At 68.0% G+C, this 26383-nt stretch carries 19 protein-coding genes and 1 pseudogene; 5 read left to right on the top strand and 15 right to left on the bottom strand.

Going from position 1 to position 26383, the window contains the following annotated elements:
* The first annotated feature begins 8 nt into the window (after positions 1 to 8).
* The 3 genes from B1H29_RS36705 to istB all read left to right on the top strand — a co-directional run bounded on the left by B1H29_RS36705 (position 9) and on the right by istB (position 7718).
* Positions 9 to 2762, top strand: a complete 2754-nt coding sequence (locus tag B1H29_RS36705; RefSeq protein ID WP_055422290.1) for a CRISPR-associated helicase/endonuclease Cas3 — start codon at positions 9 to 11, stop codon at positions 2760 to 2762.
* Positions 2763 to 5661: 2899 nt separating this feature from the next.
* Entirely contained in the window at positions 5662 to 6912 is a 1251-nt protein-coding gene (istA, locus tag B1H29_RS36700) for an IS21 family transposase (protein ID WP_055422289.1), read from the top strand.
* Positions 6912 to 7718: an IS21-like element helper ATPase IstB gene (gene istB / locus B1H29_RS36695; RefSeq protein ID WP_055422288.1), complete on the top strand. Its 807-nt coding sequence runs from the start codon at positions 6912 to 6914 to the stop codon at positions 7716 to 7718. The genes istA and istB overlap by 1 nt, the downstream gene beginning before the upstream one ends.
* Positions 7719 to 8240: 522 nt before the next feature.
* On the opposite strand, the pseudogene B1H29_RS36690 reads toward istB, so the two are convergent.
* From B1H29_RS36690 to B1H29_RS36655, 10 genes and pseudogenes are all read right to left on the bottom strand, one after another.
* Positions 8241 to 8610, bottom strand: a pseudogene (locus B1H29_RS36690) (restriction endonuclease).
* A 558-nt stretch (positions 8611 to 9168) separates the two neighbouring features.
* Positions 9169 to 9819: a hypothetical protein gene (locus B1H29_RS38335; protein ID WP_159027744.1), complete on the bottom strand. Its 651-nt coding sequence runs from the start codon at positions 9817 to 9819 to the stop codon at positions 9169 to 9171.
* The gene (locus B1H29_RS36685) at positions 9816 to 10340 is read right to left on the bottom strand and encodes an RNA polymerase sigma factor (protein ID WP_055422287.1); all 525 of its coding nucleotides are present in this window, start codon (positions 10338 to 10340) and stop codon (positions 9816 to 9818) included. The genes B1H29_RS38335 and B1H29_RS36685 overlap by 4 nt, the downstream gene beginning before the upstream one ends.
* Positions 10337 to 10627, bottom strand: a complete 291-nt coding sequence (locus B1H29_RS36680) for a hypothetical protein (RefSeq protein ID WP_055422286.1) — start codon at positions 10625 to 10627, stop codon at positions 10337 to 10339. The genes B1H29_RS36685 and B1H29_RS36680 overlap by 4 nt, the downstream gene beginning before the upstream one ends.
* A gap of 307 nt (positions 10628 to 10934) precedes the next feature.
* Positions 10935 to 11582, bottom strand: a complete 648-nt coding sequence (locus B1H29_RS36675; protein ID WP_055422285.1) for a helix-turn-helix domain-containing protein — start codon at positions 11580 to 11582, stop codon at positions 10935 to 10937.
* An 11-nt stretch (positions 11583 to 11593) separates the two neighbouring features.
* Positions 11594 to 11872: a hypothetical protein gene (locus tag B1H29_RS36670; RefSeq protein WP_055422284.1), complete on the bottom strand. Its 279-nt coding sequence runs from the start codon at positions 11870 to 11872 to the stop codon at positions 11594 to 11596.
* Between the two features lie 437 nt (positions 11873 to 12309).
* Positions 12310 to 12507 carry a hypothetical protein gene (locus B1H29_RS38330; protein WP_159027745.1) on the bottom strand — a complete coding sequence of 66 codons (198 nt, stop codon included), beginning with the start codon at positions 12505 to 12507 and terminating at the stop codon, positions 12310 to 12312.
* A 409-nt stretch (positions 12508 to 12916) separates the two neighbouring features.
* Positions 12917 to 13618 (bottom strand): restriction endonuclease, encoded by a 702-nt coding sequence (locus tag B1H29_RS36665; RefSeq protein ID WP_055422283.1) that lies wholly within the window; start codon positions 13616 to 13618, stop codon positions 12917 to 12919.
* Positions 13615 to 13800, bottom strand: a complete 186-nt coding sequence (locus B1H29_RS36660; protein WP_055422282.1) for a hypothetical protein — start codon at positions 13798 to 13800, stop codon at positions 13615 to 13617. Before B1H29_RS36660 ends, B1H29_RS36665 begins: the two co-directional genes overlap by 4 nt.
* Positions 13801 to 14186: 386 nt before the next feature.
* Entirely contained in the window at positions 14187 to 15041 is an 855-nt protein-coding gene (locus B1H29_RS36655) for a VWA domain-containing protein (RefSeq protein ID WP_234393218.1), read from the bottom strand.
* Positions 15042 to 15368: 327 nt separating this feature from the next.
* Between B1H29_RS36655 and B1H29_RS36650 the strand changes: the two genes are divergently transcribed.
* Together B1H29_RS36650 and B1H29_RS36645 are read left to right on the top strand one after the other, a co-directional pair.
* Complete coding sequence (locus B1H29_RS36650) at positions 15369 to 16601, top strand: NucA/NucB deoxyribonuclease domain-containing protein (protein ID WP_234393217.1); 1233 nt, start codon at positions 15369 to 15371, stop codon at positions 16599 to 16601.
* Between the two features lie 25 nt (positions 16602 to 16626).
* The gene (locus B1H29_RS36645; protein ID WP_159027746.1) at positions 16627 to 17223 is read left to right on the top strand and encodes a hypothetical protein; all 597 of its coding nucleotides are present in this window, start codon (positions 16627 to 16629) and stop codon (positions 17221 to 17223) included.
* Between the two features lie 344 nt (positions 17224 to 17567).
* Here B1H29_RS36645 and B1H29_RS39755 read toward each other — a convergent pair whose 3' ends face one another.
* From B1H29_RS39755 to B1H29_RS36620, 5 genes are all read right to left on the bottom strand, one after another.
* A complete protein-coding gene (locus tag B1H29_RS39755; RefSeq protein WP_234393216.1) occupies positions 17568 to 18914 on the bottom strand; it encodes a hypothetical protein in 1347 nt (448 codons plus the stop codon).
* Positions 18915 to 19124: 210 nt separating this feature from the next.
* The gene (locus B1H29_RS36635) at positions 19125 to 19397 is read right to left on the bottom strand and encodes a hypothetical protein (RefSeq protein WP_055422279.1); all 273 of its coding nucleotides are present in this window, start codon (positions 19395 to 19397) and stop codon (positions 19125 to 19127) included.
* Entirely contained in the window at positions 19397 to 19630 is a 234-nt protein-coding gene (locus tag B1H29_RS36630) for a hypothetical protein (protein ID WP_055422278.1), read from the bottom strand. The genes B1H29_RS36635 and B1H29_RS36630 overlap by 1 nt, the downstream gene beginning before the upstream one ends.
* Before the next feature lie 445 nt (positions 19631 to 20075).
* Positions 20076 to 20567, bottom strand: a complete 492-nt coding sequence (locus B1H29_RS36625) for a hypothetical protein (RefSeq protein WP_055422277.1) — start codon at positions 20565 to 20567, stop codon at positions 20076 to 20078.
* A 6-nt stretch (positions 20568 to 20573) separates the two neighbouring features.
* On the bottom strand, positions 20574 to 25601 hold the full coding sequence (locus B1H29_RS36620) for a DUF6531 domain-containing protein (RefSeq protein WP_159027747.1): 5028 nt from the start codon (positions 25599 to 25601) through the stop codon (positions 20574 to 20576).
* Between the last annotated feature and the right edge of the window lie 782 nt (positions 25602 to 26383).

Here is a 26383-nt window from a genome sequence, read left to right as displayed (position 1 = left end):
GATCTCTGATGATGCGGCCCCTCATTGAGGATCGCCTGTGGGGCAAGTCCGATGGTCTGGAAGACGTGGGGCCGTACCCGGTCCTCGGCCATCTGATCGACACCGCGATGATCGCCGGACAGTTGTGGGACAACTACCTCACCGCCGGCCAGCGGGACATCATCGCGAAAGGCTGGGGCGTTACCGAGGTGCACGCTCGGCAACTGGTGATGTTCTGGGCTGGACTGCACGACCTGGGCAAGATCTGCCCGGCTTTTCAGCATCAGGACCAGAAGGCGGCGGCCGGTCTCCTCGAGGACCCCGCATACCCTGTCCCGGACGACCGCAGTTCGATCCGGCACGAGCGCGTCTCTCACCTCACCGCGCCCATGCTTCTCGCGCAGGCGGGCTACCCAACGAGCGGCCGTCCACTGCGGTCGATCGCCCACCAGATCGGGCAAATCCTCGGCGGTCACCACGGCACCTACGGCAATGCCCTGAACGCCCGCACTCTCACCGGCCCCGAGGACCAGGAGCCGCGCGTCGGGGCGGCCGGCTGGAGCGCGCAGCGGGCCGCGCATCTCCACACTGTTCATGCTCTGTGTGGCAGCCCCGAGCCGCCTGCCTTGTTCGCCCCCGGGGGCGCCTGCGTCGTAGCGACAGGATTGATCGTTCTCGCGGACTGGCTCGCCTCCCGGATCGGCTGGGTTCGCGCACGCCACTGGGAGCGCAAGCACTCCCGTGACCCTCGCGACTGGAAGACGCATGCCGAACGTGCCCAGAGGGCAGCGCCGGAGGCTCTCGCGCAGGTCCAGCTTGCCTCCGCGGTCTGGAAGCCGGCCAAGTCGTTCACCGCGATGTTCCCGTTCATCACCGACCCGTACCCTCTTCAGGCTGACCTCGCCAAGCGCCTCCCGGCGCTCGTCAACGGTCCTGGTCTGGTCGTCATCACCGCCCCCACCGGGGACGGCAAAACGGAAACGGCGTTGTTCACCGCGCACGTCCTCGGTCACGCCGCCCGCACCGAAGGCCTCGGCGTGTTCCTGCCGACCATGGCCACCACCGACGCCATGCACACCCGCATCACCGAGCACGTCGCCCAGGCCGCCAGCGTCCGCATGCCCGTCGCCCTGCTGCACTCCATGGCCTGGCTCAACGCCGACTACAACCCCGACACAGACCGCGTCCTCACCGACGCGTCAACCACCGCGGGAGAGTGGATCAAAGGGCGCCACCGCGGGCTCCTGGCCGGCGTAGCCGTCGGCACCTGGGACACCGCGGCCCTCGCCGCCCTCCCGGTCCGCTACAACGTCATGCGCTGGCTCGGCCTCACCGGCAAAACCGTTGTCATCGACGAGGCCCACGCCTACGACGCCTACGGACATCGCCTGACCGAACGCCTCCTCGAATGGCTCGGCCACACCCGGACCCCCGTGATCCTGCTGTCCGCCACCCTCACCGGCACCATCGCCACACGACTCGCAGCCGCCTACCGGACCGGGGCAGGCCACACCAGCCCCGCCACCATCGCCCCCACCTATCCCGGCTGGACCCATATCGACGCCACCACCGGCACCGTCACCACCAGCGAAACCCTCCCCACCACCCGTGCCCGCCGCCTGGCCGTCAACCTCCACCACATCCGCCACCAAGCCTCCCCCACCAACCCGGACAGCCGCCTCGCCACCCTCACCCGCACCCTCCAGCCCATGATCGACGAAGGCCGAGGCTGCGCCGCCGTCGTCTGCAACACCGTCGCCGACGCCCAGGCCACCGCCCGCCACCTGAGGACCGCATGGGCCGGCCCCACCGCCCCGCTCGTTCAACTGCTCCACGCCCGCATGCCCGCACGCCAACGCCGAGGCGTCACACGCCGCATCGAGCACTGGGCCGGAAAGCCCCGCGCCGCCCGCACCACCCCGGACGGCCACTACACCCCGGCCCGCGGCCGTCGCCCCTCCCGGCCGGTCATCGTCGTCGCCACCCAGGTCATCGAACAATCCCTCGACGTCGACTTCGACCACGTCATCAGCGACCTCGCCCCGATCGCCCTCCTCCTCCAACGCGCCGGCCGATGCCACCGCCACCCCCGCACCGACCGCCCCGCCTGGGCCCCCGCCCCGGCCATGACCGTCCTCATCCCCACCGGAAAACTCCCACCCCAGAGATGGGGCACCGTCTACAGCGAAAACCTCCTCAACCGCACCGTGACGGCCCTCCAAGGCCTCGGCGGCGGCATCTGCGCCATCCCCGAAGATGTCCAAAGCCTGGTCGACCAGGTCTACGCCGCCGACTGGACCACCACCGCCGGCACCCACGATCTCGCCACCGAACACGCCACGCGGGCCCTCGCCGACACCGCCACCATCCCCACCCCCACCCAGCTGATCCGCGACCTCCACCCGCTCACCACCATCGACGACGAGAACCTCCTCGTGACCCGACTGGGCGCAGACAGCGTCCGCGTCCTGCCCGTCTGGACCGACACCAACGGCCGCCCCTGGCTCGACCGCCAGGCACGCCACCGGCCGCTCCCCACCCACATCGACCCCCGAGACACAGCCACCATCCGCAACCTCATGGCCCACACCGTCCAAGTCGACCACCGATGGCTCCAAGGACACGGCGCCGAAACCAACACCCCCACCACCTGGCGGCACATCGGTGCCCTCCAAGACGTCCTCCTCCTGCCACAACGCGTCACCAGCACAGGAAGACGGCCGTATCGACTCAACGGCAAAACCCACCACCTGTCCCGACTCGACGGCCTCGTACGCGAGTAACATCACAAACACACTCGCACCTTGAAAAAAGAATCACGCAACACCCACGACATCGCAGGTCACGAAATACCCGCTCCGCGCACGCAGAGGTAAGCCGGCCCAACCGGTCTGGTTGATGTCCCACCGGTAGTCCTCTCCGCTCGAGCGGAGGTGAGCCGGTGCCGCCGTCGGTGGTGACCCAGCCGAGGCAGTCCTCTCCGCGCGAGCGGAAGTGAGCCGTTGCAGCCGGTGGCGTCCAGCTCGACGACCCACCCCTCTCCGCGCGAGCGGAGATGAGCCGCCAGCGTCGCTCATGTGGACTCCGTCCGTGCCGTCCTCTCCGCGCGAGCAGAGGTGAGCCGACCGTCGTTTTCTCCCACCTGGCACACCGGATGTCCTCTCCGGGCGTGCGAGCGGAGGTAAGCCGGTCGGAACCGTCTCCCGTACCGGCGGAGAGAAGTCCTTTCCGCGCGAGCGGAGGTGCGCCGGGTCACTCGGCGTCTGTGGGTACGGTCCTCTCCGCACGAGCGGAGGTGAACCGACGTTCACGGCGAGCTCCACCGCCAGGCCGACGTCCTCCCCGTGCGAGCGGAGGTGATCCGAAATCGACCAGCGTATCTACGACCTCCGCCACGAGTCCTCTCCGCGCGAATGGAGGAGAACCGGCCTCGCGGCGGCCGCGGATCCCTCATGGGGACCCTCTCCGCGCGAGCGGAGGTGAGCTGGTGACCAGGCGCACGCAGACCGGCATACTCGGGTCCTCTCCGCGTGAGCGGAGATGAGCCGCAGACCTGTCACCCCAGAGCGCAGGTCGAAGGGGCCCTCTCCGCTCGGCGGAGGTGAGCCGTCGAGTGGGTCGATCGCCACCAGGCGGCCGAAGTCCTCTCCGCACGAGCGGAGTGAGCCGACGCAGGACGGGAAGACGCCCGCGCTGGAGCTGTCCTCTCCGCGCGAGCGGAGGTGAGCCAGTCCGCCGGCCGACGCTCCCCGGCGAGATGATGTCCTCTCCGCTCGCGCGGAGGTGAGCCGGCATCCACGTCGGTGGACGGTACGCCCAGTTCGTCCTGTCCACGCGAGCGGAGGACGAAGCGCCCTCTCCGCGCCAGCGGAGGTGAGTCGCTCCTGGAACTTCCGCTCCCATTCCGTGGAGCGTCCTCTCCGCGCGAGCAGAGGTGGGCCGGACATCAGCGCCTGTCTGGGGGTGCGTAGGGAGTCCTCTCCGCTCCAGCGGAGGTGAGCCGTTCTGCGTCGCCTCGGGGTACGCGTCGTCGGTGCCCTCTCCGCGCGAGCGGAGGTGAGTCGTGATAGACGGTCTTGCCGGCGGCGTCCGGGTAGCACTCTCCGCACGGGCGGAGGTGAGCCGTACAGCGCGCGGACGGAGACGATAGCGTTCACGTCCTCTCCGCGCGAGCGAAGATGGTTCGTGGCGCTGCGTCAGGCCGGCCTCCAGATGGTCCTCTCTTCGCAAAGCGGAGGTGAGCCGTGCCCAGTCGTCGTGGTCGAGCTGCACGGCGTGTCCTCTCCGCGCCCACGGAGGTGAGCCGTACCTGGTCAGTGAGCTGGAGCAGATCCTCCTGTCCTATCCGCGCGAGCGGAGGTGAGCCGTAGAAGGGAGGCCCGGGGGAAGGGCACTGGTGCCGTTCTCTCCGCCCGAGCGGAGGCGTCCTCTCCGCGCCAGCGGAGGTGAGCCGAACGCGAACGGCGCGCTGAGTTCTGACCAGGTGCCCTCTCCGCGCGAGCGGAGGTGAGCCGTTCGCCCGCCCGGTGCCGACGATGGTCCCGGCGCCCTCTCCGCACAAGCAGAGGTGAACCGTCGTGGACGTTGCCGTCCTCGTCGATGCCGGTGTCCTCTCCGCACGAGCGGAGGTGAGGCTCAGCCGTCGCAGAAGGAGACGTCGTGGTCACTGTCCTCTCCGCGCAAGCGAAGGTAAGCCAACGTATCCGTTCTCGAGACCGGGGATCTGATTGTCCTCTCCGCGCGAGCGGGGGTGAGCCGGGCATGGACGTCTACCCGGTCACCGTGGTGTCGTCCTCTCCGCGCGAGCGGAGGTGAGCCGTTCTGCCGCCCGTCAGGTGAGCCGGTCAGCCGGTCCTCTCTGCGCGAGCGGAAGTGAGCCGTGGGACAGGCTGCCGACGGACACGGTCCGGTAGTCCTCTCCGCGGGAGCGGAGGTGAGCCGGTCACCATCGGCCAGGGCACGGATTTCGATTTGTCCTCTCCGCGTAAGCGGAGGTGAGCCGTGCCACAGGACCTCCAGGTCCGCGCGAGCGGAGGTGAGCCGGATTACACGGTCGAAGCCGTGGGCATCGGCGGGTCCTCTCCGCCCGAGCGGAGGCGAGCCGGATCCCGATTCGGGTTTCGTGGTGACGTCCGGGTCCTCTCCGCGCGAGCGGAGGTAAGCCGGACAGCACAGCGCTGATAGCTTGCTTGATCGCGTCCTCTCCGGGCGAGCGGAGGTGAACCGGTCGGCGACGGTTCGACGTACCGGTGGTGGCTGTCCTCTCCGCGCGAGCGGAGGTGAGCCGGAGGTCTGCCCATGGCAGGCAACTCTCGGCCGGTCCTCTCCGTGCGAGCGGAGGTGAGCCGTCCGCCAGGAGCAGCAGCCGCTCGATCGCCGAGTCCTCTCCGCGCGAGCGGAGGTGAACCGGCGGTCTGGGACTCCGTCCTGGGCGACATCATGTCCTATCCGTGCGAGCGGAGGTGAGCCGTTCTGCCGCCCGTCAGGTGAGCCGGTCAGCCGGTCCTCTCCGCGCGAGCGGAAGTGAGCCGCCGGTGGGGTGGGCGGTGTGGCCGCATCACACGTCCTCTCCGCGTAAGCGGAGGTGAGCTGTCGGCGACGGCTGAAAAGTGGACCAGTAGCGGCGCTTGAAAGTTGACCCTCTCCAGGGGTCTGGCTCGTTGAGTCAGGCCGGGAGGAGTGGTGATCAGCGTGGAGGACTGGGCGGAGATCCGCCGGCTTCACCGGGCCGAGCAGATGCCGGTTCGGGCGATCGCAAGAAAGCTGGGGATCGCGAGGAACACTGTCCGCAGGGCGATCGCGGACGACGCGCCGCCGAAGTACCAGCGGGCTCCGAAGGGCTCGATCGTGGACGCGGTCGAGCCGCAGATCCGTGAACTTCTCGAGCAGTGGCCTGAGATGCCGGCGACGGTGATCGCCGAGCGGATCGGCTGGGACCGTGGTCTGACCGTGCTCAAGGACCGGGTCCGGGACCTGCGGCCGGCCTATCGGCCTGCGGATCCGGCCTCGCGGACGGTCTATGAGCCGGGCGAGATCGGCCAGTGCGACCTGTGGTTCCCGCCGGCCGACATCCCGCTCGGCTTCGGCCAGGTCGGGCGGCCGCCGGTGCTGGTCATGGTCGCGGGCTACTCGCGGTGGATCACCGCCCGGATGCTGCCCTCCAGGTCAGCGGCCGACCTGATCGCCGGGCACTGGCGGCTGCTGACCGAGCTGGGCGCCGTCCCACGGGTGCTGGTCTGGGACAACGAGGGAGCCGTCGGTTCCTGGAGGCCCGGCGGTCCTCAGCTGACCGATGAATTCGCCGCGTTCGCCGGACTGCTGGGCGTCAAGTTCCTGCTCTGCAAGCCGCGGGATCCGGAAGCCAAGGGCCTGGTCGAGCGGGCCAACGGCTATCTCGAGACGTCGTTTCTGCCCGGGCGGGTATTCACTTCGCCGGCCGACTTCAACATCCAGCTCGCCGACTGGCTGACCAGGGCCAACCGGCGCATCCACCGCACCTTGCAGGCCCGCCCGGCGGACCGGCTGGAAGCCGACCGCTCGCGGATGCTGGCCCTGCCGCCGATCGCCCCGCCGGGCTGGTGGAAGGCATCGCTGCGGCTGCCGAGGGACCACTATGTCCGCCTGGACACCTGTGACTACTCGGTGCATCCGCTGGCTGTTGGCCGCCGCGTCCAGGTCGCCGCCGACCTGGACCAGGTCCTGGTGACCTGCGACGGCGTCGAGGTCGCCCGCCATGCCCGCAGCTGGGCCCGCCACCAGACCATCACCGACCCGGACCACGCTGCGGCTGCCGCAGCCGCCCGCAAGGCGGCCGCCGGCACGAAACCGGCGCCGGTGGACGTGACGGAGGTCGAGGAGCGGTCGCTGGAGGCCTACGACCGGATCTTCGGCGTCATCGACGGCGGGCTGAGCACGGGCGAAGGGGCAGCGTGATGAGCATGAAGAACGGCACGAACCAGGCCAGGACCAGCCGCGACGTCGGTTCTGAACTGATTTATCTGACCAAGGCGCTGAAGGCTCCGGCCCTGCGGGATGCGGCAGCCCGGCTCGCCGAGCGGGCCCGCGACGAGGGCTGGAGCCACGAGGAGTATCTGGCCGCCTGCCTGCAGCGGGAGGTCGCCGCCCGCGACTCCCACGGCGCCGAGGGACGCATCCGGGCGGCCCGTTTTCCCTCTCGCAAGTCGCTGGAGGACTTCGACTTCGACCACCAGCGGTCCGTGAAACGCGAGGTCATTGCTCATCTGGGGACGTTGGACTTCGTCGCCGGAAAGGAGAATGTGATCTTCCTTGGGCCGCCCGGCACCGGCAAGACCCACCTCGCCACCGGGCTCGGCATCCGGGCCTGCCAGGCCGGCCACCGGGTCGCCTTCGGCACCGCCGCCCAGTGGGTCACCCGCCTCGCCGAAGCCCATCAAGCAGGGCGTCTGAGCGATGAGTTGACCCGGCTGGGACGGATCCCGTTGATCGTGGTCGACGAAGTGGGTTACATCCCTTTCGAGCCCGAGGCGGCGAACCTGTTCTTCCAGTTCATCTCGGGCCGCTACGAACGCGCCTCGGTGATCGTGACCAGCAACAAGCCCTTCGGGCGCTGGGGCGAGGTCTTCGGCGACGACACCGTCGCCGCCGCGATGATCGACCGACTCGTCCACCACGCCGAGGTCATCTCGCTGAAGGGCGACAGCTATCGCATGCGCGGCCGCGACCTCGGACGGGTTCCCGCCGCCAACACCGGGGAATGACCAACATCAACTGACGCAGCGGGGGGTCATTTTTCACCCGCCGGAATCGGCTCACATTTCAAGCGTCGCCGACAGTGAGCCGGGGCCTGACGAGGCTCTGGAGTGCAAGGACGTGCCCTCTCCGTGCAAGCGGAGGTGAGCCGCAAGACGAAGTCGCGGGCTCCGAGTGGACGATGTCCTCTCCGCGCTAGCGGAGGTGAGCCGTGGTGGAAGTGCCCTGTGATCAGGATGTCGGCGTCCTCTCCGCGCGAGCGGAGGTGAGCCGGAGTCGGAGCGCTTCAGTGTGAGGGTGCAGGGTCCTCTCCGCGCGAGCAGAGGTGAGCCGAAGCACACCCGCTTCCGCGGTGGTGCTTCGGCGTAGGCGCCCATGTCGCTCCTCAGTTCGGTGTCCTCCCCGTCCGCAGGGCTGTTGGGTCACCCCCGGCAATCATGAGCAGGACATCCATCCCGCAGCTACTGCAGCTGAGCTGCGGCGCCCGGCGTGCAAGATTGCCCGCAGCCCAGGCCGACCAGACCCTGCCCTCAGCTGGTGGGCGATGCGCGGCGCGGCGGTGGAACTGCCCGCAGCAGTTCCCAGAGCGGCCGTGAGCCGGACGCCCATACGGCAAGTGTCTGGCGGTCGACCACGTGGAGCCGCTGTTGCTTGGCGAAGGTCACGGCCGGGCCGGTCACGCGGCCGTTGGTGACAATGACTGCGACGTCCGCGCCGTGCACCTGCCGGGCCGTTCCGTTGAGTACCTGCAGGTCAGGTGTGCCCACCGGTGAGCCTTGAGCGCCGTTGCGGCGGTGCTTGCACTGGAACACGCTTGAACGGGTCTGTGGCCTTGACGTCCGCGCCCAGGTCGCCGCGGCCGCCGACCCGCTGGGCACCTTGGCAGCCGTCGCGCTGCATCAGGTCCCGTATAGCGTCCTCGAACCGAGCGTGGTGCAGCGCATCCAGCCCCCAACACAGCCGCGACGAAACCCTCCGCCACCTCACCCCCGACCAATACCTCCCCTACGCCCTCAACACCTACCGCGTCCTCCTCACCCGCGGCACCCACACCACCCACATCCACACCACCCACCCCGAAACCCAGCACTTCCTCGCGAGCCTCATCCCTTCACAACCACCAACCGACCAGCCATAGAAACGAAGAGGCGCCCCGCCGCGAGGCACCTGCCAAGTTAGCGATCGCTTCACTGGGTCAAGCCAGGAGCCTCGACCGGAAGGGGCGACAAGGACGTCAGGTGATCATGCAACAGGACTGAGTTCTCCGCAGCTGGAGCAGTGACGGCATGGCCGGTACGTAAAACGACTCACGCGGAGGTCGTCTGGGGAAAGAAACAACGGCGGCCGCCCTGTTCGGGCGGCCGCCGCGTCAACGAGTCGTCTGGCCTTTGATGGTGAAGGCCTTACGCGAGGTGGTCTACAGAGACTCTCCTGTCTGAGGGCGCGAAGCGCTGATGGTCAGCATCGCGGTCCGTCGGTGGTGTGGTCCAGGTGGGCAAGGAAGCTTTCGATCTCGCGTACCAGGGCTTGGGTTCCCTCGACCAGGTCGAGTCCGGTTTCCCCAGGCTCGGGCTCGACCTGGTCAGTGGTGGCGCGTGGATCGATGGATGGGCATGCGAGGTCGCTTACGAGTGACGTGAACGACCTGGCAGTAAGGTACTCCCCTTCTTTCCATTCGCGGCATGCCGGTAGGTCTTCTTCACTCTCGGCATGAAGGATTTCAAGGTAATCTTGTGCGTCTTTGTCTCCCCTGCGCGCCGCTCTGACCCACCATTCCAACGCCATGGTTTCCCTGTCGAGAAGTTCCAGAATTTCTGCGATGCGACGCGTTTGCCGTGGCGTTGCAGAGTCGTGGATTTCCTTTTTCATCAGGGTGCACAGTTCTCGGATTGCTTGAGTTCTGTGGTGTCCGTCTGCGTCTGGATTCGGGCAGGGGGCGGGGGCCGGGGGCCAGCCGGCAGGCTGGCCCCCCTCCGCCTGGACAGGGTCCTCGCCGATCCGAGGACCCTTGGAAACGGCCTGCTCAGATGCTTCGAGCAGCAGCCACAGGGCGAGGAGCCGGATGGGCCCGTGCTCCTCGGACGGCTGGCGCCACGATGGCTGGTTCATGCGGATACCTCCTCGCTGGACTCGTGGATTGACTTCTTCAGGTTGTTGGCGGCGGCTTTGACATAGCGCTTCACCGACTCCTCCTTGATGCGGAGGCGCTTCGCAACCACTGCGGGGCTCAAATCCTGCAGAATGCACAGGGTGATGACCTGGCGCTGACGTTCGGGAAGTTCGGCAATCAGTTCATCGATACCCTCTTTGAAGATTTCGTAAGCGGCGTCGGGGATGCCGATGCCGGATTCCTGTTCGGGCAGTTCCTGTACCGGGGCCGGGACCATGCGCCGGTTCTTGCGGAATTGGCTGATGACGGCGTTCTTCACCGCCATGCGGCCGTAGGCGGTGAGAGAGCCCTGCCTCGTGGACAGTTCCTCCCACCGCCGGTACATGTTCAGGTAGACGTCCTGCACGGCGTCCTCGGCGCTGTGCAGGTCGCCGGCCTGGGCCCGGGCCAGTCGGGAGTACGCCTCGAGGGTCTCGAGGACGAAGGACTCGAAGTCCACTCCCCAGACGGCCTCGCTCACGCAGCCTCCCGCATGGTGATGGCCCGGTGCCGGTCGGCCGGGTCGGCTGCGTCCTTGCGGAACAGCCAGGCCGGCTGTCCCTGCTCGAAGCGGGCGGCGGCGCCGCCGTCGGGCAGGGACTGGGCCATCGCGACCATGGTGGCGCGCTGTTCGCGCTCCGCCCGGGTGGCGATGTGTGCCTTCAGGAGCATTTCCATGACGCCGCGGGCGCGGCGCAGTGCGTAGAAGAGCAGGATGAGCACGGGCAGGGATACCCCGCCCGCTCCTACCCAGTACGACCAAGTCATCGACCAGGCCTCCTCGTAGTGACGGTCTCGTTGACGAAGGCCGAGAGCCTTCATCCCTTACACGCCGCAGAGGGGCCGGATCCGGATGCCTGGGAGCAAGATTTTTTTACAACTGCCGCTCCACTCACGCCTGTCACAGTGTTCATGCAGGTCACACGGGTGTGGTGCACAGTGGCGGGCGGAAAACTCGTGATAGCCACGCGGCCCCGCGCCCCCAGGGCCGGCAGAGAGCTGGGGGCGCGGGGGTCGGGAGCGGGCTCTGAGTGCGGGGTGGGCTCGGATCCGTACTGATGGGGTGGGTGCGGGTTCAGACCGAGGTGGCGAGAGCCGCGGCGGGCTGGAGTTCCCTGTGCCTGGGGGCGGGCGGGCTCTCGTCTGGGCCGGCCAGGCACTTGTACAGCGCCTCCACCCAGAGGTGACGGCGCTCTTCGGGTGCTTCACACGCGAGAAGGAAACCGAGGAGTTGGTGCTCGGTTCGCGGTACGGCGCGGGCCCTGATGATGCGGTGCGCGGTGCTGTGGGGCAGGGCGTTGAAGCCGCCGGCCCGTCGCTCCATCTCTGCGGCCGAGGGGAAGCCGGCATAGGCGTGAAGGTCGCGCAGGGCTCCGCTGAGGTCTCTGAAGTCACGTACGTAGTCGGGGCGCGGCTCGTCGTAGGCGCGGCCGGGGCGCTCCTCGTCGTGGCGGGCGCGTTTCCACAGGCGGACGGCGACGTCAGTGCACAGGTCGCGGTCATGCCCTGGGGTGGTGCAGGCCTGGACGTAGTCCTCCACAACCGTGCGTCGTGGCACTCCCTTGCCTGATGCGGCTCGTTTCAGGGTGGCGGGCGAGGACACTGTCCGCTGGGCGAGCTCGGCGAAGCTGAGGCCTGTTCGGGCGTGGATATCGCGCAGGTACTTGGCGAGCTGTGCCTGTGCGTAGAGGCTGAAGTCCAGCGGCTTTTGAGGGCGGGCCATGGCCGTGTTCCTCAGCGTTCGCCGGAGGAGGCGCGGTAGGCCTGGATGAGGCGGGCCAGGCGCCGTCCGGGCCGGGTGGGCAGCACGACACCGGCGACGGCCGCGGTGCCGATGGCGCCGGCACCGCACAGCAGGAGGAGGATGTCCTGGACCTGCTGGCCGTTGAGGGCCAGCACGGCGGCGGTGACGACGAAGGCGATGATGACGGCTGCGTGTGACATGCCGAAGGGTGCGGTATGGGTGTCGGCAGAGCGCCGGGGCGTTGCGGTGGTGGCGGGGTCCTTGGCCATGAGGGCACGGCTCCTTGTGCGAGGCGCCCGGCGGCCTGGCCGCCGGGCGGTTGCTACGGCTCCAACTTGTCTGGACCGCAGAGCGGTTGGCGACGCCCGACAAGGTCCGTGCTGTCGACTTTGCCAGGCCAAGGACGGTCTGCGGGGTCCCGCACAGGCGGGGGCCAGAGGTAGGCCCAACTGCATCCCTCAACAGTGAGGAACCCTGCACGCTCGTCTCCCCGGGCCGCTTCCGGTGCCCTCGACGTCACGGTGTCTGTGCCCGGTCTGCCGCATCCTTCCTGCTCACAGGTCTGACGCACGAACGGGTGGGGTGGACGCCTGCATACGGGCACGGACGGCGGCACGCGCGGTCTGCGCCCGCCTCCTTTGGCCCCAGCACCGCACACGGACACGCGCCCGACCTGCACCGATGAGGCCGCCCACCGGCGTCCTCACTACAGTGCGGCACCGTTTCCCGGGCGCAGAGGGCCGTTGACCTGCACATATTCCGCACCGGTGATCACTTCGTGGTGGGTTGGCTCATTGGCATCCATGGCCTTGACCAGGCACAACGTCGTCGGCGCTGGATAAATCGCCTGCAAATTGCGACGGTTGAAATGCAACTCGGCCCGCAATTGGCTGAGGCACTGCACGGCAGATCGCTACGGCTCCCACCAGCTGTCGCCGGCAGAACACCGCAGGCTCGTGTTGGCGCAGGACCTGCACCAGAGCCGGCTCCCTTCTCCGAGGGCGTCGGCTCTGCCGCTCACCAGGGCATACGAAGGAGGGGCACGCGTGGAGAGCACCACAACAGCTGGCCGGCCACTGGTCGCCACGCAGCCCTCTACCCCCCTCCGCATCGGCCAGTGGGGGCCGTCCATCTCAGGCACGTCGTCCCAGATCTTGACCCTGTCCAGCCTTGCCCCCCCCCACCGCCCTTCCTGCACGCGCCCGTCCCCAGCACCCGCCGCGCAGCCGGCCCCCTGCCCGGCCGGCACCCGCCACGCGAGGGACGACCTCCCGAACCAGACAGCCGCAGGCCTGGCCCCGGCGTCCGGTGATTCAGCTCAGCGACGTCGGACGGCGCGGGGGCGGCACTGCGCGCAGGAGCTCCCACAGGGGGCGGGATCCGGATGCCCAGGCGGCCAGGGTCTGGCGGTCGACGACGTGCAGCCGCTGTTGCTTGGCGAAGGTGACCGCCGGGCCGGTCACCCGTCCGTTGGTGACGATCACGGCGACGTCGGCGCCGTGGACCTGGCGGGCTGTTCCGTTGAGGACCTGGAGGTCGGGTGTGCCGACCGGTGAGCCGTGGGCGCCGTTGCGGCGGTGCTTGCACTGGATCACCCAGCGCCGCCCGTAGGGGTCGGTGGCTTTCACGTCGGCGCCGAGGTCGCCGCGGCCGCCGACTCGCTGGGCGTCGTGGCAGCCGTCGCGCTGCATCAGGTCCCGTATGGCGTCCTCGAACCGGGCGTGGTGCAGTGCGTCCAGCTGGGGCAGTCCGTAGCGCAGTCCCTGCGCCCGTACCGCCTCCCACTGAGCCTGCTGCTGTCGGTTGTAGAGCCAGCCGGCGCCCGCGAGGACGGCGAGCACCAGGACGACGACGAGGACCCACCAGTGGGTCAGCAGCCAGTTGACGACCATCACCACCAACGTGATGCCGGCCGCAGCTGCCGCGGCGTAGAGGAGTAGCTGGGCGTCGCGTTGCTGCTGCCGTCGGCTGGGCCGCCGGTTGCGCCGCCGCGTGGGCGGCCGCCGGCGGGTCACCGCTGCCACCGGATCGGGTACGAGACGGTCGGGCGGGGCTGTGGCGCCCGCGCGGCGGGGGCGTGGTCGAACCGGATCGGGTACTGCACCGTCGACTTCGGCTGTGGGGTCCCGTCCTCCCCGGCGGAGACGTTGCTGTTGCCCAGCCCGACCACGGCCAAGGCCACTGCCCCGAAGATCATCGTTTCCCGTTTGGCGCCCGGAGCCCACCGCGCATGCGCGCGAACCCGTGTCCCGTCAGAACGCACGTACGACCGCACTAAAGGCATGCAAGCCTCCCCCTCGTAGCAACTCCCCGCACACCAGGTCATGCTGACAGCAAGCACTGACAACGCGTCAGCACATCAGCACCCCGGGTGATCAAGAAAGGGGAGATCAGGCCAGGTCAGGGAAGATGTGAGGCACGTGGCGCGGAGGCGTGCGGGGCGTCGCTCAGGCGCCGGTCACGCGTGCTAGCCGGCGGTCCAGTGCAGTGCGGCGCGCGCCGCCTCGGTCCGCTCGGCTCGTTCAACGGACGTCAGCAGCATCTGCCAGCCGTCGCCAGGCATGGACCGGGGAAGTGCCGGGCTCAGTGCCCCGCCTTCGGCTTCACGAGCGCATCCAGGTAGCGAAGGAGTCGACCAAGCCCGTGTAGAACCGTTCGCCGGGAACCGAGCCGGGGGTTCTTACTGGCGTCGTAGAAGGCGACGTTGGTGAAGGTGGCCGAGGCGGAGGCGTTGAGGTTCTTGTAGAAGGCGAGCTTGCCGCGGCCGAAGCCGACGAAGAGCCAGAAGATGCCCAGGGAAGCAGTGTTCTGGAGCATGGAGCGGACCTCTGCTTTGTCCCAGGGCTCGTCGCCGACCTGGGTCACCACGAAGGCTGGATCGGCGGCTCCGGATTCCTGGTAGTGGCTGACGGCGCGGCGCATCGCGTCGGCGACGTTGCCCCAGCCCCAGTCGACCTGGGTGTGGAGCTGCCCGATGCGGCCGCGGTAGTTGTCCACCCGGATCTCCTCGAGGAACGGCTCGCGTCCGCTGGAGAAGATGACGGGTACGGTGCCGTCGTCGTCGAGGTTGGCCGACAGGGCCAGGACGCGTTCGGCGAAGGCCTGGACGGCGAACGACTCGTAGAGCTCTTCCATGTGCCAGTCGTGGTCCAGGATCAGGTAGACGGCGGCGTGCCGCCCTGTAAGGCCGCGGTTGGCGAGGGCTTGGCTGGCCTGGCGGGCGGGTGCCAGCAGGCCTGGGGCCTGTCGTTCCAGTTTCGTCAGGTCGACCGAAGCGGCGCGTGGGCCTGTCGTACGCGTCTGCGCGGGCAGCGGTGGGGCCGTGGGCTCAGGGGCGACGTCGACGCCATAGTCGGTTGCGAGTCCCGCGAGGCCGCTGGCGTAGCCCTGTCCCACGGCCCGGATCTTCCAGCCGTTCTGGCGCTGGTAGGGCTCCACGGATCAGGGCGGTGTCGGCAGGCAAGGGGCCGGTGCGGGCATGGGAGCCGACGCGGAGAAGCTCAGCTAATGGCACACGGACAACGGGGATCGGCTGAAGACCGTACCCTTCAGGACAATGTGTGTACATGCCATTGTTGCCGGTGATCTTGCAGCTTAGTGTCGCGGAAGTCCGCCGTACCGATTCATGTGAGTCGGTATCAGGTCGATCATTCGCGAAAGGACACGATGAGATCCGTAGTACGCACAGCAGCGGTTGCTCTGGCCGTTGGGTTGCTGCCCACGCCGGCGTTAGCCGCCGAAGAAACACCCCGCCCCCCAGCGCTCGTGTACAACGCTGAGCGCGCGAGCGCACCCACCCTGCCCGAGCCCGCCCCCCAATCGGCCCCGTCAATGAAGCGATCGAATGCCCTCGCTAACAGCTGTGACAAGCTGCAAACGAAGATCGACGCCGGCCAGCTGAGGGCCGAAGATGAAAAGCCCGAGGCAGCCTGCATCGAACCAGGCAGTGCTAGTGCGATCACGGATCGCCGCATGTCGAGGCTGGCCGCCCGGACCCCCGCGGCCATGCCCGACTACTGTTACGACCTCGCCACCGGAAACGGTGCCTGGTACTACACACGCAAGGACGCATGCGCCATCTCAGTGTGGACCCTCAAAGTCACCGACATCCGCACCGGCCGACAGACCGGCCAACTCGAGTACCTTCAGGCCGACCTGATATACACCAGCCACGACTCGCCCTACTGGGCTCACCAGGTAGTGATTGACAAGACCGGCGGCTGGGGCAACATCAGCGGCACCACTGTCAGTGGTAGCGGCTCCTGTGCCGGCAGCTGCACGCTCGCCGCAGGCGACATAGACTTCCCTGTCCAGACGATCACCACGGCGGGTACGACCTACGGGGACATCCTGCCGAAGAGCGGCCGTGTGCTGGGTAACAGCGGCAAAGGCCGCACTACGGTGAGCTACCGCTTGGCGAACACATCCTGGACTTTGCAGCCATCAGGCGTCACCTCGACGCCCACCTTCGACGTGCGCTGCGACAGCGCCACCCCCGGGACCACAGACATCGGTTGCGTGATTCCGGACTACGAAGCTGTCGACGTCGTCAGCCTCACCGGTCCCAATCCGGAATACGCCCGCCACGTTCAAGCAGCCCAGGCGTCCGGTCTGCCCGGCGCCTACCCGGACGGTGCACCGCTCCACCGGCTGACCGACTCGGCCCTTCGAGACAAGAACGGCAACACGGCCTGCCCGCAGGCAGCCAGCGGCGGCTACCCGCGCCCGGCGGACTACAGCTGCGACGAATACCCCTTCCGCTCCACCTGGCAGGGGGCATTCACTGGGTCGCTTCCTCAACCCGCCCCCAATCCGGGCCGCACGTTCAACTGGTGCCAGATCAGCGCGCTGCCTCAGAACGTCACTGGACCCGACGGCTGGAGCGCGTGCATGATCCGGGCAAAACAGAACAGCAGCGCGGGCAGTCTGCTGAACCGCTTCTACATCGAGAACCGGGTCATCGAGCGGGATGCTTTCCGCGTATGGATCGTCGCATGAGGAGGCAGCGCCTACGATGCCGGCCATGAGTGAACCCGTAGCGAAGGCGTCCGGTCAGGTACAGGTGGAGTACCACGCCTTCCACCTGGCGGACGCAGGGCAGTACACGCAGCCTGCTTTCCACCCGGAAAACGGACTGATCTTCTCCAAGCCTGGGCTCGCCGTCGTCCTCGCGGGCGTAAACAGCGGCCCCGTCGACGTGACCGTGGAGATCTACCGCGGCGCCGTCCCACTTCCCGACCCTGCCGAGATGTGGGACGAGGTGGTGGACCACAGCATCGAATCCCTCACGGGTGACATGAGAGTCACCGCCATGATGGATTCCCTCCCCGAACTGCCAGTGCTGACACCGTTCGGGCCCGGTCCTTACCGCGCCCGCGTTCACGCCCGCGGCCGTGACCGAGCGCACGACGCCCACGTCACAGACCCCGTGGAGGTATTCCTCCTCCAGGTATGGCCGGGGCAACGCCAGCCCGACCTGATCCACCGGCACACCGACCGCTACGGGCAATCCATGAGGCGATCCGCACAAAACCAGCCGCAACAAGTCGCCCCACCTGAACCAGCCGAGGAAGACTGGAGACGGGCGGCCAATGAGAGGCTGCGCCGACACGGAACCTGACCAAAAGGGCGGGGCCACCCTCGGCTCCGCCTTCGTTCGATACCGCCGCTGACCACGACCGGTGCCGTCCAGTGAGCAGAACAGCGCATCGCCGCCACCGACGTCACTCACTCGCGGGGCTGCCCGCCACGAGAACCACACACTGGCAGCCCGCCCGGCACGACACGACACGACCAGTCTCGATCCCACCGTTCGCTAGCTCCCGCGCAGCAGCCTGCGAGTCGATATCAACAGACCACGAGCGGAATCAGCCGGTGGTCCACGACGCGCGGAGGCCCCGCCGGCCTCAGTGAGCGACGGTAGTCGGCCATTCTGAGGACACGGCCGTGCGAGCAGAGGCGGCTCTACTGCCCGCGGTTCCGTACGAGCTGGCGCAGGCGCGCTTCGACCTCGTACCGGTTGAGGCGCTTGGTGCGAGCGTACTGCGTCACCGCGCCCTGCGCGGCTTCCGCGGCCTGGCGCCACACCTGGCGTTGAAGGTCCCGCTCGTGGGGATTGTCGAGCTGCTGGAGCTTTCGGTGGGCGGCGTCGGCGGCCTGTTGCAGCGTGACCAGTTCGGTGGGCAGTCCCGTCGTGCTCTCGGCCGCCTGCGGGATCTGGTCTTCGCACGGTCCGAGGGCTGAGGGCGCGGTCTCGGGCGGCGGTGCGGCAGCCTGCAACGGCAGTGCGGCCAAGAGGGGACGGGCCAGCGGAAGGCCGGCCGGAGCGGGCGGGTCCTGCACGGTGAGCGGTGCGGCGGCCGGCTGGCAGGTGGGCCGGTTGCGGCTGGCACCGCTCGCGGGAGTTGCCTCGCGCTCAAGCGGCAGACGGGTGTCGTCGCTGTTGAGGTCGTCCAGGCGGTCGCGGTCGGCGCTGGTCACCCAGTAGCGGTGCACGGTGCTTCCCGCGCGGAAGTGGATGGGCACGATGGTGCCGGCGGCGGTCTGGCGGACCATGTCGTCGAAGAAGACGTCGCGGGGCTTGGGCGTGGCGTGGGCCTTGCCGCAACGCCGGATGCCGTGGGGGCAGGGGTAGAGGGCGCTGGTGTCGCAGTGCCAGAAGTCGAGGGCGCGGAAGCCGGAGACGATGCGCAGGTCGCCGTTGCGGGCGATGAGGTGGGCGGGGAGGCGGTCGCTGCGGGTCCAGTGGGTGTCGTTGCGCTGGGCGTAGGCGGCGCGGTCGGTGTGCCAGGCCGGGGTGATGCCGTTCTTGGCGGCCTTGCCGGCGCGGGCGCGGACGCCGCGCAGGCCGCGCTCGTCGATGGTGGAGAGCTGGACTTCCCAACCGATGCGGCGGCCGTCGGCTCCTTCGACGAGGGTGTCGGTCTGGATCCAGGTACGGCCCACGCGGGTGCGGACCTCACTGTCGCCGCCGAAGCCGCCCTCGTGCGCGGCGCGCAGGATGCGTTCCTGGTAGGCCTTGTGCTCGTCGCTCATCGGGACGCTGTGGCGCTCTTCGTCCTCGCGGCGTTCGTGGACGGCCTCGCGTCGGCCGCCGCGCATCCGCAGATGCATGGGCGCCTCGACTCCCAGGTCGCGGCACACTCCCCCGCACTGCAGGTCCCGCTGGCTGACCGGCACGCCCCGGCGCCCGTAGAAGCGGTCCGCCGTGTAGATCAGGTCCCACAGCCCGGGGAACTCCGGATGGTCCAAGTCGTCCCGGGTCAGGTCCAGGAGAATCCGGAAGTTCTTGTGCCAGACGACATTTGCCAACACACACCGCCTTCACCGTCGCAGGTCGTTGCATCGACGGTACGACCAGGCACTGACAATGCGGCAGGAGCCGGATCAGCCATAACAAAACCCGACAAGCAGATGCGTGCGTCAGGCGCTGCGCCGTCCGCGCGGACCGGCGTCTGGCCAGCGGTGCCGGGGGATGGCTGCAGCCGCCGGGGCCCGGACTGCTCCCCAGGGTGTGGCGCGTCAGACCTCGACGTACGCGACGACGACCACGGTGCGCAGGGCCGTGACCCAGTACAGGACGCGTACGCGTTCTACCTCGTCGGTGTACTGGCGCAGCTGAGGGCTGGAGGAGTCGCCGGGCAGTGTCTCGCCGATGTCGGGGTCGACGGAGACGACGACCAGGGCGCGGTCCAGGGCGTGGAGGTCTGCCTCGCTGGTGATGGTCTCCAGTTGCTTGGCGGCGGCGTCGGAGAAGGCGATCCGGGCGCGGCGTGGGCCGTGCTGTCGGGTCATCAGGCGATGGCAGGGCGCTGGCGGGTGAGCCGGGCGAGGTGGGTCTCGCGGAGTTCCTCCCACGGCGTGCAGTTGTCCACCGGGGGCAGGCCGTTGGCGGCGATGTCTTCGAGGACGGCGGCGAGCTGGTCGGCGTTCTCGCGGGTCTTGGCCGCGTAGGCGCGGACCGCGTCGGCGGCCGCGGGCTCCAGCTGCTGCCGAGCCGTGTCCGTGGTGGCCGGCTGTTCGCTCATCGAGGACTCCAGGGCGCGTGACTGGCGTGTCTCACCACGGTATCGCCGGGCGCAAGGGGCAGGGGCCACTCCGCCCAAAGCCGTTTCCGGGTCCACCGCATGGCCTGCTGGCGGCGCTGGATCCTCGTACGGCTCACGCTGTTCCATGGCCTGAAGACCGACAAGCAGGGAAGTGACCCGATCCAGGAGTCGGGTCACTGTGTGCCCCAGTCCGCCGGCATTTTTGACGTCGTCGTCCCACCCAGCGGGGCTGGCGTAGAGCGTCGTCCTGACGTGCAGAGAGGCGCCGCCTGTGCTCGAACAGCACAGGCGGCGCCTCATCGAGGGCCGTTGAACGGTCAACTGGAGACGATCACCAGGGTGTAGCGGCTTGAGGACCGCTTCGGATGGGGAGACCGACTCCCCATCTCCCGCTCCCTCAGCGCGCCCGAAATCTTAGGATTCGTCACCCGAGGCCGCACACAGCCCGCAGTTCGGCCATACGGTCGAGGCCGAGTCGCACTTCGAACTCAACCAGACCTCCCGTTTCCGAGAATCCGAATACCGCTTCCTCGTCACCGACTGATCGTGACGTCCGCTCCTGCCTGAACCGGACGCGCAGCCCGTCCGAGTGAAGGTGGACTCCGCTCACCGAGTCGTCTTGAGTGGACTCATCGTACGACAGCAGTGGAATACCAGATTCCACGGTGCCGGTAACGAGCAGCGGGGTATCGCTGCTTTCCAAGCGGCCCATGTCGACCAGTACGAGTTCCACCACCTCACCGCTGTCGCGGTCCGTCTTGACTTCGACCAAGGACGCCCCCACGTCGAGGACGACGGTCTGCGGCGTCTGCCGAAGGCGTGCGTATCCTGGCCACTGAATGGTCAGAGGGACGTACTCGTCGATCTCAACGGTGTGTCCTCCATGCGGTCGAGCGCCGTGGATCGTGAACGACACCGGCCCTCACCCAAGCCTTCGTGCATGCTTCAGCACTGGGTTCTCCGTCAGATTTCTGGGTTTGGCGATGATCAGTTCCCAACCGTGACTCAACACCCTCTGACCGTACTGGACCCCCTGCAGGGTGGCTGCATCGACCGCTCGGGTGAGGCCGAACAGCATCTCCTCGGTCTTGAAGCTCTTGGAGAAGCCGTTGTGCATGATCTCCTCGGCAATGTGCTTCGTTGCGTTGGGGTGCACCCAGATCTGGCGGCCGCTTGAGGTGAGCAGATTGAAGGACTTGGGCAGCACGGTTCCGGCATAGACGGGCTGAGTCGCCACGATCCGCGTCCATACGGAAGCAGTGGCATGCTCGATCCCCTCCGCAGCCAGATGCCGGCTTCCCGAGGTGGGGAAGGGCGCCAACAGCAGGCTGCCGAACAGTCCGACGTTATATGCCGGCGGGCAGACTATTTGGGCTCCGGTGAGATGGCTGAAACTGCCGAGGGTGACGCCGTCGAGGAAGCCGAGGCTCGCCTGTCCAGTGACCTCGATGGCTTCGTTGGTGACCTTGTCGGAGAGTTCCTTGGCGGACTGGGCCGCGGGTGGGAGGGTTGCGGTTTCGCGGTCTTCCTTCTCACAGTCGCTGTCCCACCAGTTGCCTGAGAACAGGTCCTTCAGTTGCGTAGTGACACTGCACATGCCGCTAGGGTCGACGCGGCTGGTCGGCATGTTCTCCACGTAGGCGTAAGGCTGCGTGAAGGGCGTATCCGGGTCGGGTGTGTACGGGTCGGGGCGGGTGAAGCGACCGGTGATGGTGTCGTACTGGCGGGCGCGGAGGTCGAGGTACCCGGTTGTGGGGTCCTGGTAGGCGCCGGTGTAGGACGGTGCGATAGTGCTTCCGGTCCCGGTGCTCAGCTCCCGGTTGCCGAAGGGGTCATAGGCCATGCTGTGGTCGACTGTGCCGGTGCTGTCGGTGACGTCCAAGGGCGAGCCCAGGGTGTCGTGAGTGTAGGAGAGTACGTCTCCGTTGCTGGCCTTCACGGCGGCGACCTGACCGAGCGGGTCGTAACGGTGGGACTTTACCGTTGTCAGGCCGGTGGTCTCAGTGGCGAGAAGGGGCAGCGGGGCGTTGGGGTCCCACGTGAGGCTCTTGGGGAGACTGCCTCCGATGCCTACTAGGTTGCCTTCGGAGTCGTGGCGGAAGGTTTGGCGTAGGCCGTCGTCCTTGGTGACTTCTGAGATTTGGCCGGCCAGGTCGTAGGTGTAGGTGTTGGCTCCGGCCTTGGTCTGGTTGCCCTCGTCGTCGTAGTCGTAGTTGGTGGTGGTGGAGCCTGTGGTGGACGAGGTGAGTTGGTGGGCGTCGTCGTAGGTGTAGCTGGTGGCCGTCGTCCCCAGTGTCGACGTGAGGCGGTTGCCCGCCTTGTCGTAGGTGTAGCTGGTGGTGCGGGAGGCGGCGCAGCCGCTGACCTGCGGTTGCGGGGCGCAGCCGGCGGTGATACGCCCGGCCTTGTCGTAGGTCAGGTCGTAGCCGCCTGCGGCGACCCCTGCCCGGGTGGTGTCGATGCGGGTGGGCTGGCCGGCGGGGGAGAGGGCGAGCGCGGTCTTGGTGACCACCGCTCCCGCCTTCGTGGCGTTGACGGACGTCAGTCGCGCCGCGGCGTCGTAGGTCCGTTCCTCGACCAGAGTGTTGGGCAACGTGGTACGGGTGAGGTTCGCTTCGGCGTCGTAGGTGTATTTGGTGGTGGTGGAGTCGGCGGCCATGGTGGCGGTGCGGCCGTCGGCGTCGTAGGTGTAGGTGATGGTGGTGCCGTCGGCGTACTTGCGGGTCAGCATCTGGCCTGCGGCGTCGTAGGTGTAGGCGAAGCCGCGGGTCTTGGTGAGGCGTCCGGCCTTGTCGTAGACGAAGTCCTCGGAGAGGGCTGCGTTCTCACGCAGGGTCATCTGTCCGGCGGCGTCGTACTGGTAGGTGACGTCTGGCGTGGTGTCGGAGTAGTCCACCTTGGTCAGCAGGCCGCGTGCGTCCCAGTTCTGGGTGGTGGTGCCCCGGGGCGTGGTCTTGGTGGTGAGGTTGCCGTCCGCGTCGTAGGCGTAGGAGGTCTTGCGGTCGAGCGGGTCGGTGACGGAGGTAAGTCGCTGTGCTGGGTCGTATCCGTAGGTGGTGACGTGCCCTGTCGGGTCGGTGCGCCGGATGCGGTTGCCGGCCTTGTCGTAGGCGTAGGCCGTCTTGCCGGCGTCGGGTGCGGTGACCGAGGTCAGGCGGCCGAGGGCGTCGTATCCGTAGGCGGTGGTGCGCTGGGCTGGATCGGTGACGGACGTGACGTTCCCGGAAGCGTCGTAGCTTCTCTTTGCGACGTTGCCCAGCGGGTCGGTCAGGCTGACTGGTTTGCCTGCGGCGTCGTAGTCGGTGGTCCAGGTGTATTTCGCTGGGGTGGCGCCGGAGGCGTTTCCGCGGGCGCTGACCATCCGTATCTGACGGTCGTCATCGTCGTAGGCGTAGGTGGTCTTGTGGCCGAGCGGCGTGGTGACGGACGTGCGGTTGCCGGCGACGTCGTACCCGTAGGTGGTGACTTTGCCCAGCGGGTCGGTCACGGTCGCGAGGAGGTCGGCGGCCGTGTAGGTGTACTTGGTGACCTTGCCTAGCGGGTCGGTGACCTGGGTGACGTTGCCGTTGCCGTCGTAGGCTGTGGTCGTGGTGCGGCCCAGCGGGTCGGTGACCTTGGTGGGCCGGTTGAGGGCGTCGTAGACGGTGCTGGTCACCGCGCCCGTCGGGGCGACGGTCTTGGTGAGGTTGCCGGCGCGGTCGTAGGCGTACGTGGTCGTGTACTTCGTCCGGTCCGCGCCGGAGGCGTTGCCGTTGGGCGGGGTAACTGAGACGAGGCGGCCTGCCTTGTCGTAGCTGTACGTCGTCTTCCCGCCCGCCGCGTCGGTCTCGGCGGTGACGTTGCCGTTCGCGTCGTAGGCCGTGGTTTCGACGGAGCCGTCGGGAGCGGTTACCGAGGTGACGCGGTTGAACTTGTCGTAGCCGAAGGTGGTGACATTACCGGCCGCGTCGGTCGCCTTGGTTTGGTTGCCGTTCGCGTCGTAGTCGTAGGTGGTGGCGTTCCCGGCTGGGGCCGTGGTCTTCGCCAGCCGCCCGGCGGTGTCATAGGCGTACGTGGTGGTGTACTTAGCCGCGTCCGCGCCGGAGACGTTGCCGCGCGGGTCGGTGTTGGTGAGCAGGCGCCCTGCCGCGTCGTAGGTATAGGTGGTCTTGGCGCCGGACGGCGAGGTGCGCGAGGTCAGGTTGCCGTTGTCGTCGTAGCCGAGCGAGGTGACCTTGCCTCGGGGAGAGGTGGTCGTGGCCACCTGCCCCAGGGTGTTGTACGTGAAGGAGGTCTTGCCCACCGGGCCGACGATGGAGGTCAGCCGCCGCGTCGTGTCGTAGTTGTACGTCGTCTTGGCGCCTCGCCCGTCCGTGTGGGTCGAGACGTTGCGGGCGGAGTCGTACGTCCATGACTCGGTTACGCCTGCGCTGGTGCGGCTCAGCAGGCCACCGGCGGAGTCGTAGGTCATGGTCGTGCGCCGTCCCGCCGGGTCGGTTACGGCCGTCAGGCGCAGCTTCGTGTCGTACTGGTACGACGTGACGTTGCCGAGCGGGTCGATGCGGTTGCGCAGCACGCTGCCGTGGTAGACGTCGGTCCAGATGCCGCCGGCCGGATCCTGGTAGTCGGTCTCCAGCGTCGCTCGGGAGAACGTGGCCTTCTTGCCGTCGGCGTCGGTGTGCTCGGTGACGCGGCCGCTGCTGTCGTACTTGGCCTGCATCGTCGTGCGGCCGGCCGGGTCCGTGACGCGGGCGAGCAAGTCGTCGGCGTCATAGGCGTAGACAGTGGTTCCGCCGTCGGTTCCCTTCACGGAGGTGAGGAGTCCGTCGGTGTAGCCGTAGTCGACGCTCTGGCCGCCGGGGAGCTCGACTGCTTCCAGCAGGTGGGTGGCCGGATCGACGGTCAGTTTCACCACTCGGCCGCCGGCGTCCTTTACCGACGCCAGGTCTGTGCCCGAGTACGTGAAGGTCAGGCCGACTCCGCTGGCGTCCCGCCATCCGGTGAGCCGGCCGGTGCCGTTGAAGGTGAGCTTTTCCCGTGTGCCGCTGGTCAGTGTGAACCCGCTGCTCGCCGAGCCGGTCAGGGTTGCGGTGACGCCGAGCGAGGAGGCCGTGTAGGCACCAGAGGTGGCGTTCTTGGTGAAGGTGATGCGTGCACCGCTGTCGGCGGAGTAGACCACCTTGGTGTCCGACACCTGGAGGCGTACGTCGTAGGCGAAGGACCAGCCCTTGCCCAGGACGCCGGATGACGTGTTGTTGGACGAGTACGTTCGCCGCAGCGCGAACGGGACCCCAGGAGCGTACAGCTGGGCGTCGACGGCGGCTTCTGTCTGGGCGCCGGTGGCGGTGTTGACCGGGTCGCCGATGTAGCCCTGGAAGGGCAGTCGGCCGGTGGTGTCCAGGCAACCGCACCCGTACGTCTCCGCGAGGGGGACGGACACCGGCCGGCCCTGGGCCTCGATGTTCGGGCCCTTTGCTTCGGCGCTCCAGCCGGTGGCGCAGCCCTTGCCCAGGGGGTCGGAGTGCGTTCCCCGGTCGGCCGAGACGGCGATCTTGTAGTAGTACTCGACGCCCTGGGTCAGGATCGTCGGGTCGGAGACGCCCCAGTTGAACGTCTTTCCGGAGTAGTCGGTCGAGCCGTCCGGGTCCGAGTCGCACCACTGCTTGATCAGCTTGTTGTCCGACGCCCGGTAGAGGGCCTTGTAGATCGACTCGGTACCGACCGGGGTGTCGAACTTGGTGTTGCCCCACTCCACATCGAAGCCGAACCACTTATGCGGGGCGACCCGCAGATTCGTCGGAGGGCTCAAAGCCGCAGCTGCGGCGGGCGCTCGGTCCTGCTTGGCACCCTTGGCGTCGGGTGCTGCGGCGTCGCTTTCGAGCGTCCTGTTGCCCGGGAGGCTGATGCTCGCACCCGGCTCCTTAGGCTCGCGCAGGTCGGCGACTTGGGCGCGTCTTTCTTTGAGCGTCATGGGGCGCTCAGGTTTCAGCGGCTTCGCGGATCTACCCGCGGGCACCTCCTTCACCACGCCGGCCCGGCCTGCTGCGGCAGCCACGCCCCCCACTGTCACGACGCTCCCGCCCAGCAACGCCAGGAGCGTCGAGAAAATTGCCAACAATCGTGCGGTACGCACCGTTTCTCCTCCCCTGCCTTCACACCGAAGACACAAGATCCACAAAGAGGAGACACGTATCACGCGTATGCATGTGCACGCCAACGATCGTGTGACGGATGTCCGTAAATGAATAAGCAGAGGGGTGAGCACCCCGCACCGCAAGAGGACTCCGACCGACAGCAGCGCTCGACGCAATAATGCTGCTGATACGGCCAATGCCCATGAAGACCACAGCCCGAACAGAGGCGCGGCCACCCGAACTGTGGTCGCCTCTTCGCCCGCTGGGCAGTCCGGGGAGAACGGCTCAAACTCATCGCCGAGGCAAGCAGGGCAGAAGCCTGCCCGCCTGCGAAGCGTTGGGTGCGGTCTGACAGCGCGCAATGTTTGCGGTACCCCGTTGAGCTCCGATTTCGGCGGGCCCGTGCACTGCGAATCGCACCCACTACGACGGGAGACTGTGGAGGCGTTCTCGGAGGCCGAGAACATCGGCACCTGCCGTTTCCGGGCCGCTGGACGGCGTCCTGGAGACGGCAGGGGGAACCAGGGCGGGGGTCCGGGCCGTGCGCAGCGGGGGGGGGCATGCGGTCGCTGTCGTCTTGGCCGAGTTTCGGACGGCCGGCGGGTACCGGCGCGCGCGG

Source organism: Streptomyces pactum (genome assembly GCF_002005225.1).
Classification (GTDB): domain Bacteria; phylum Actinomycetota; class Actinomycetes; order Streptomycetales; family Streptomycetaceae; genus Streptomyces; species Streptomyces pactum_A.
The sequence above is the reverse complement of the archived record's forward strand: the minus strand, read 5'-3'. Positions and strand labels throughout refer to the sequence as shown.

Bases quoted from the DNA above. Each gene is read 5' to 3' on its own strand.
- B1H29_RS36635 (WP_055422279.1), bottom strand. From the start codon at position 19,397: ATGACCCGACAGCACGGCCCACGCCGCGCCCGGATCGCCTTCTCCGAC.
- B1H29_RS36675 (WP_055422285.1), bottom strand. From the start codon at position 11,582: ATGGCCCGCCCTCAAAAGCCGCTGGACTTCAGCCTCTACGCACAGGCA.
- B1H29_RS36705 (WP_055422290.1), top strand. From the start codon at position 9: ATGATGCGGCCCCTCATTGAGGATCGCCTGTGGGGCAAGTCCGATGGT.
- B1H29_RS36620 (WP_159027747.1), bottom strand. From the start codon at position 25,601: ATGACGCTCAAAGAAAGACGCGCCCAAGTCGCCGACCTGCGCGAGCCT.
- istB (WP_055422288.1), top strand. From the start codon at position 6,912: ATGAGCATGAAGAACGGCACGAACCAGGCCAGGACCAGCCGCGACGTC.
- B1H29_RS36645 (WP_159027746.1), top strand. From the start codon at position 16,627: ATGAGTGAACCCGTAGCGAAGGCGTCCGGTCAGGTACAGGTGGAGTAC.
- B1H29_RS38335 (WP_159027744.1), bottom strand. From the start codon at position 9,819: ATGAACCAGCCATCGTGGCGCCAGCCGTCCGAGGAGCACGGGCCCATC.
- B1H29_RS36680 (WP_055422286.1), bottom strand. From the start codon at position 10,627: ATGACTTGGTCGTACTGGGTAGGAGCGGGCGGGGTATCCCTGCCCGTG.
- B1H29_RS36630 (WP_055422278.1), bottom strand. From the start codon at position 19,630: ATGAGCGAACAGCCGGCCACCACGGACACGGCTCGGCAGCAGCTGGAG.
- B1H29_RS36660 (WP_055422282.1), bottom strand. From the start codon at position 13,800: ATGATCTTCGGGGCAGTGGCCTTGGCCGTGGTCGGGCTGGGCAACAGC.
- B1H29_RS36670 (WP_055422284.1), bottom strand. From the start codon at position 11,872: ATGGCCAAGGACCCCGCCACCACCGCAACGCCCCGGCGCTCTGCCGAC.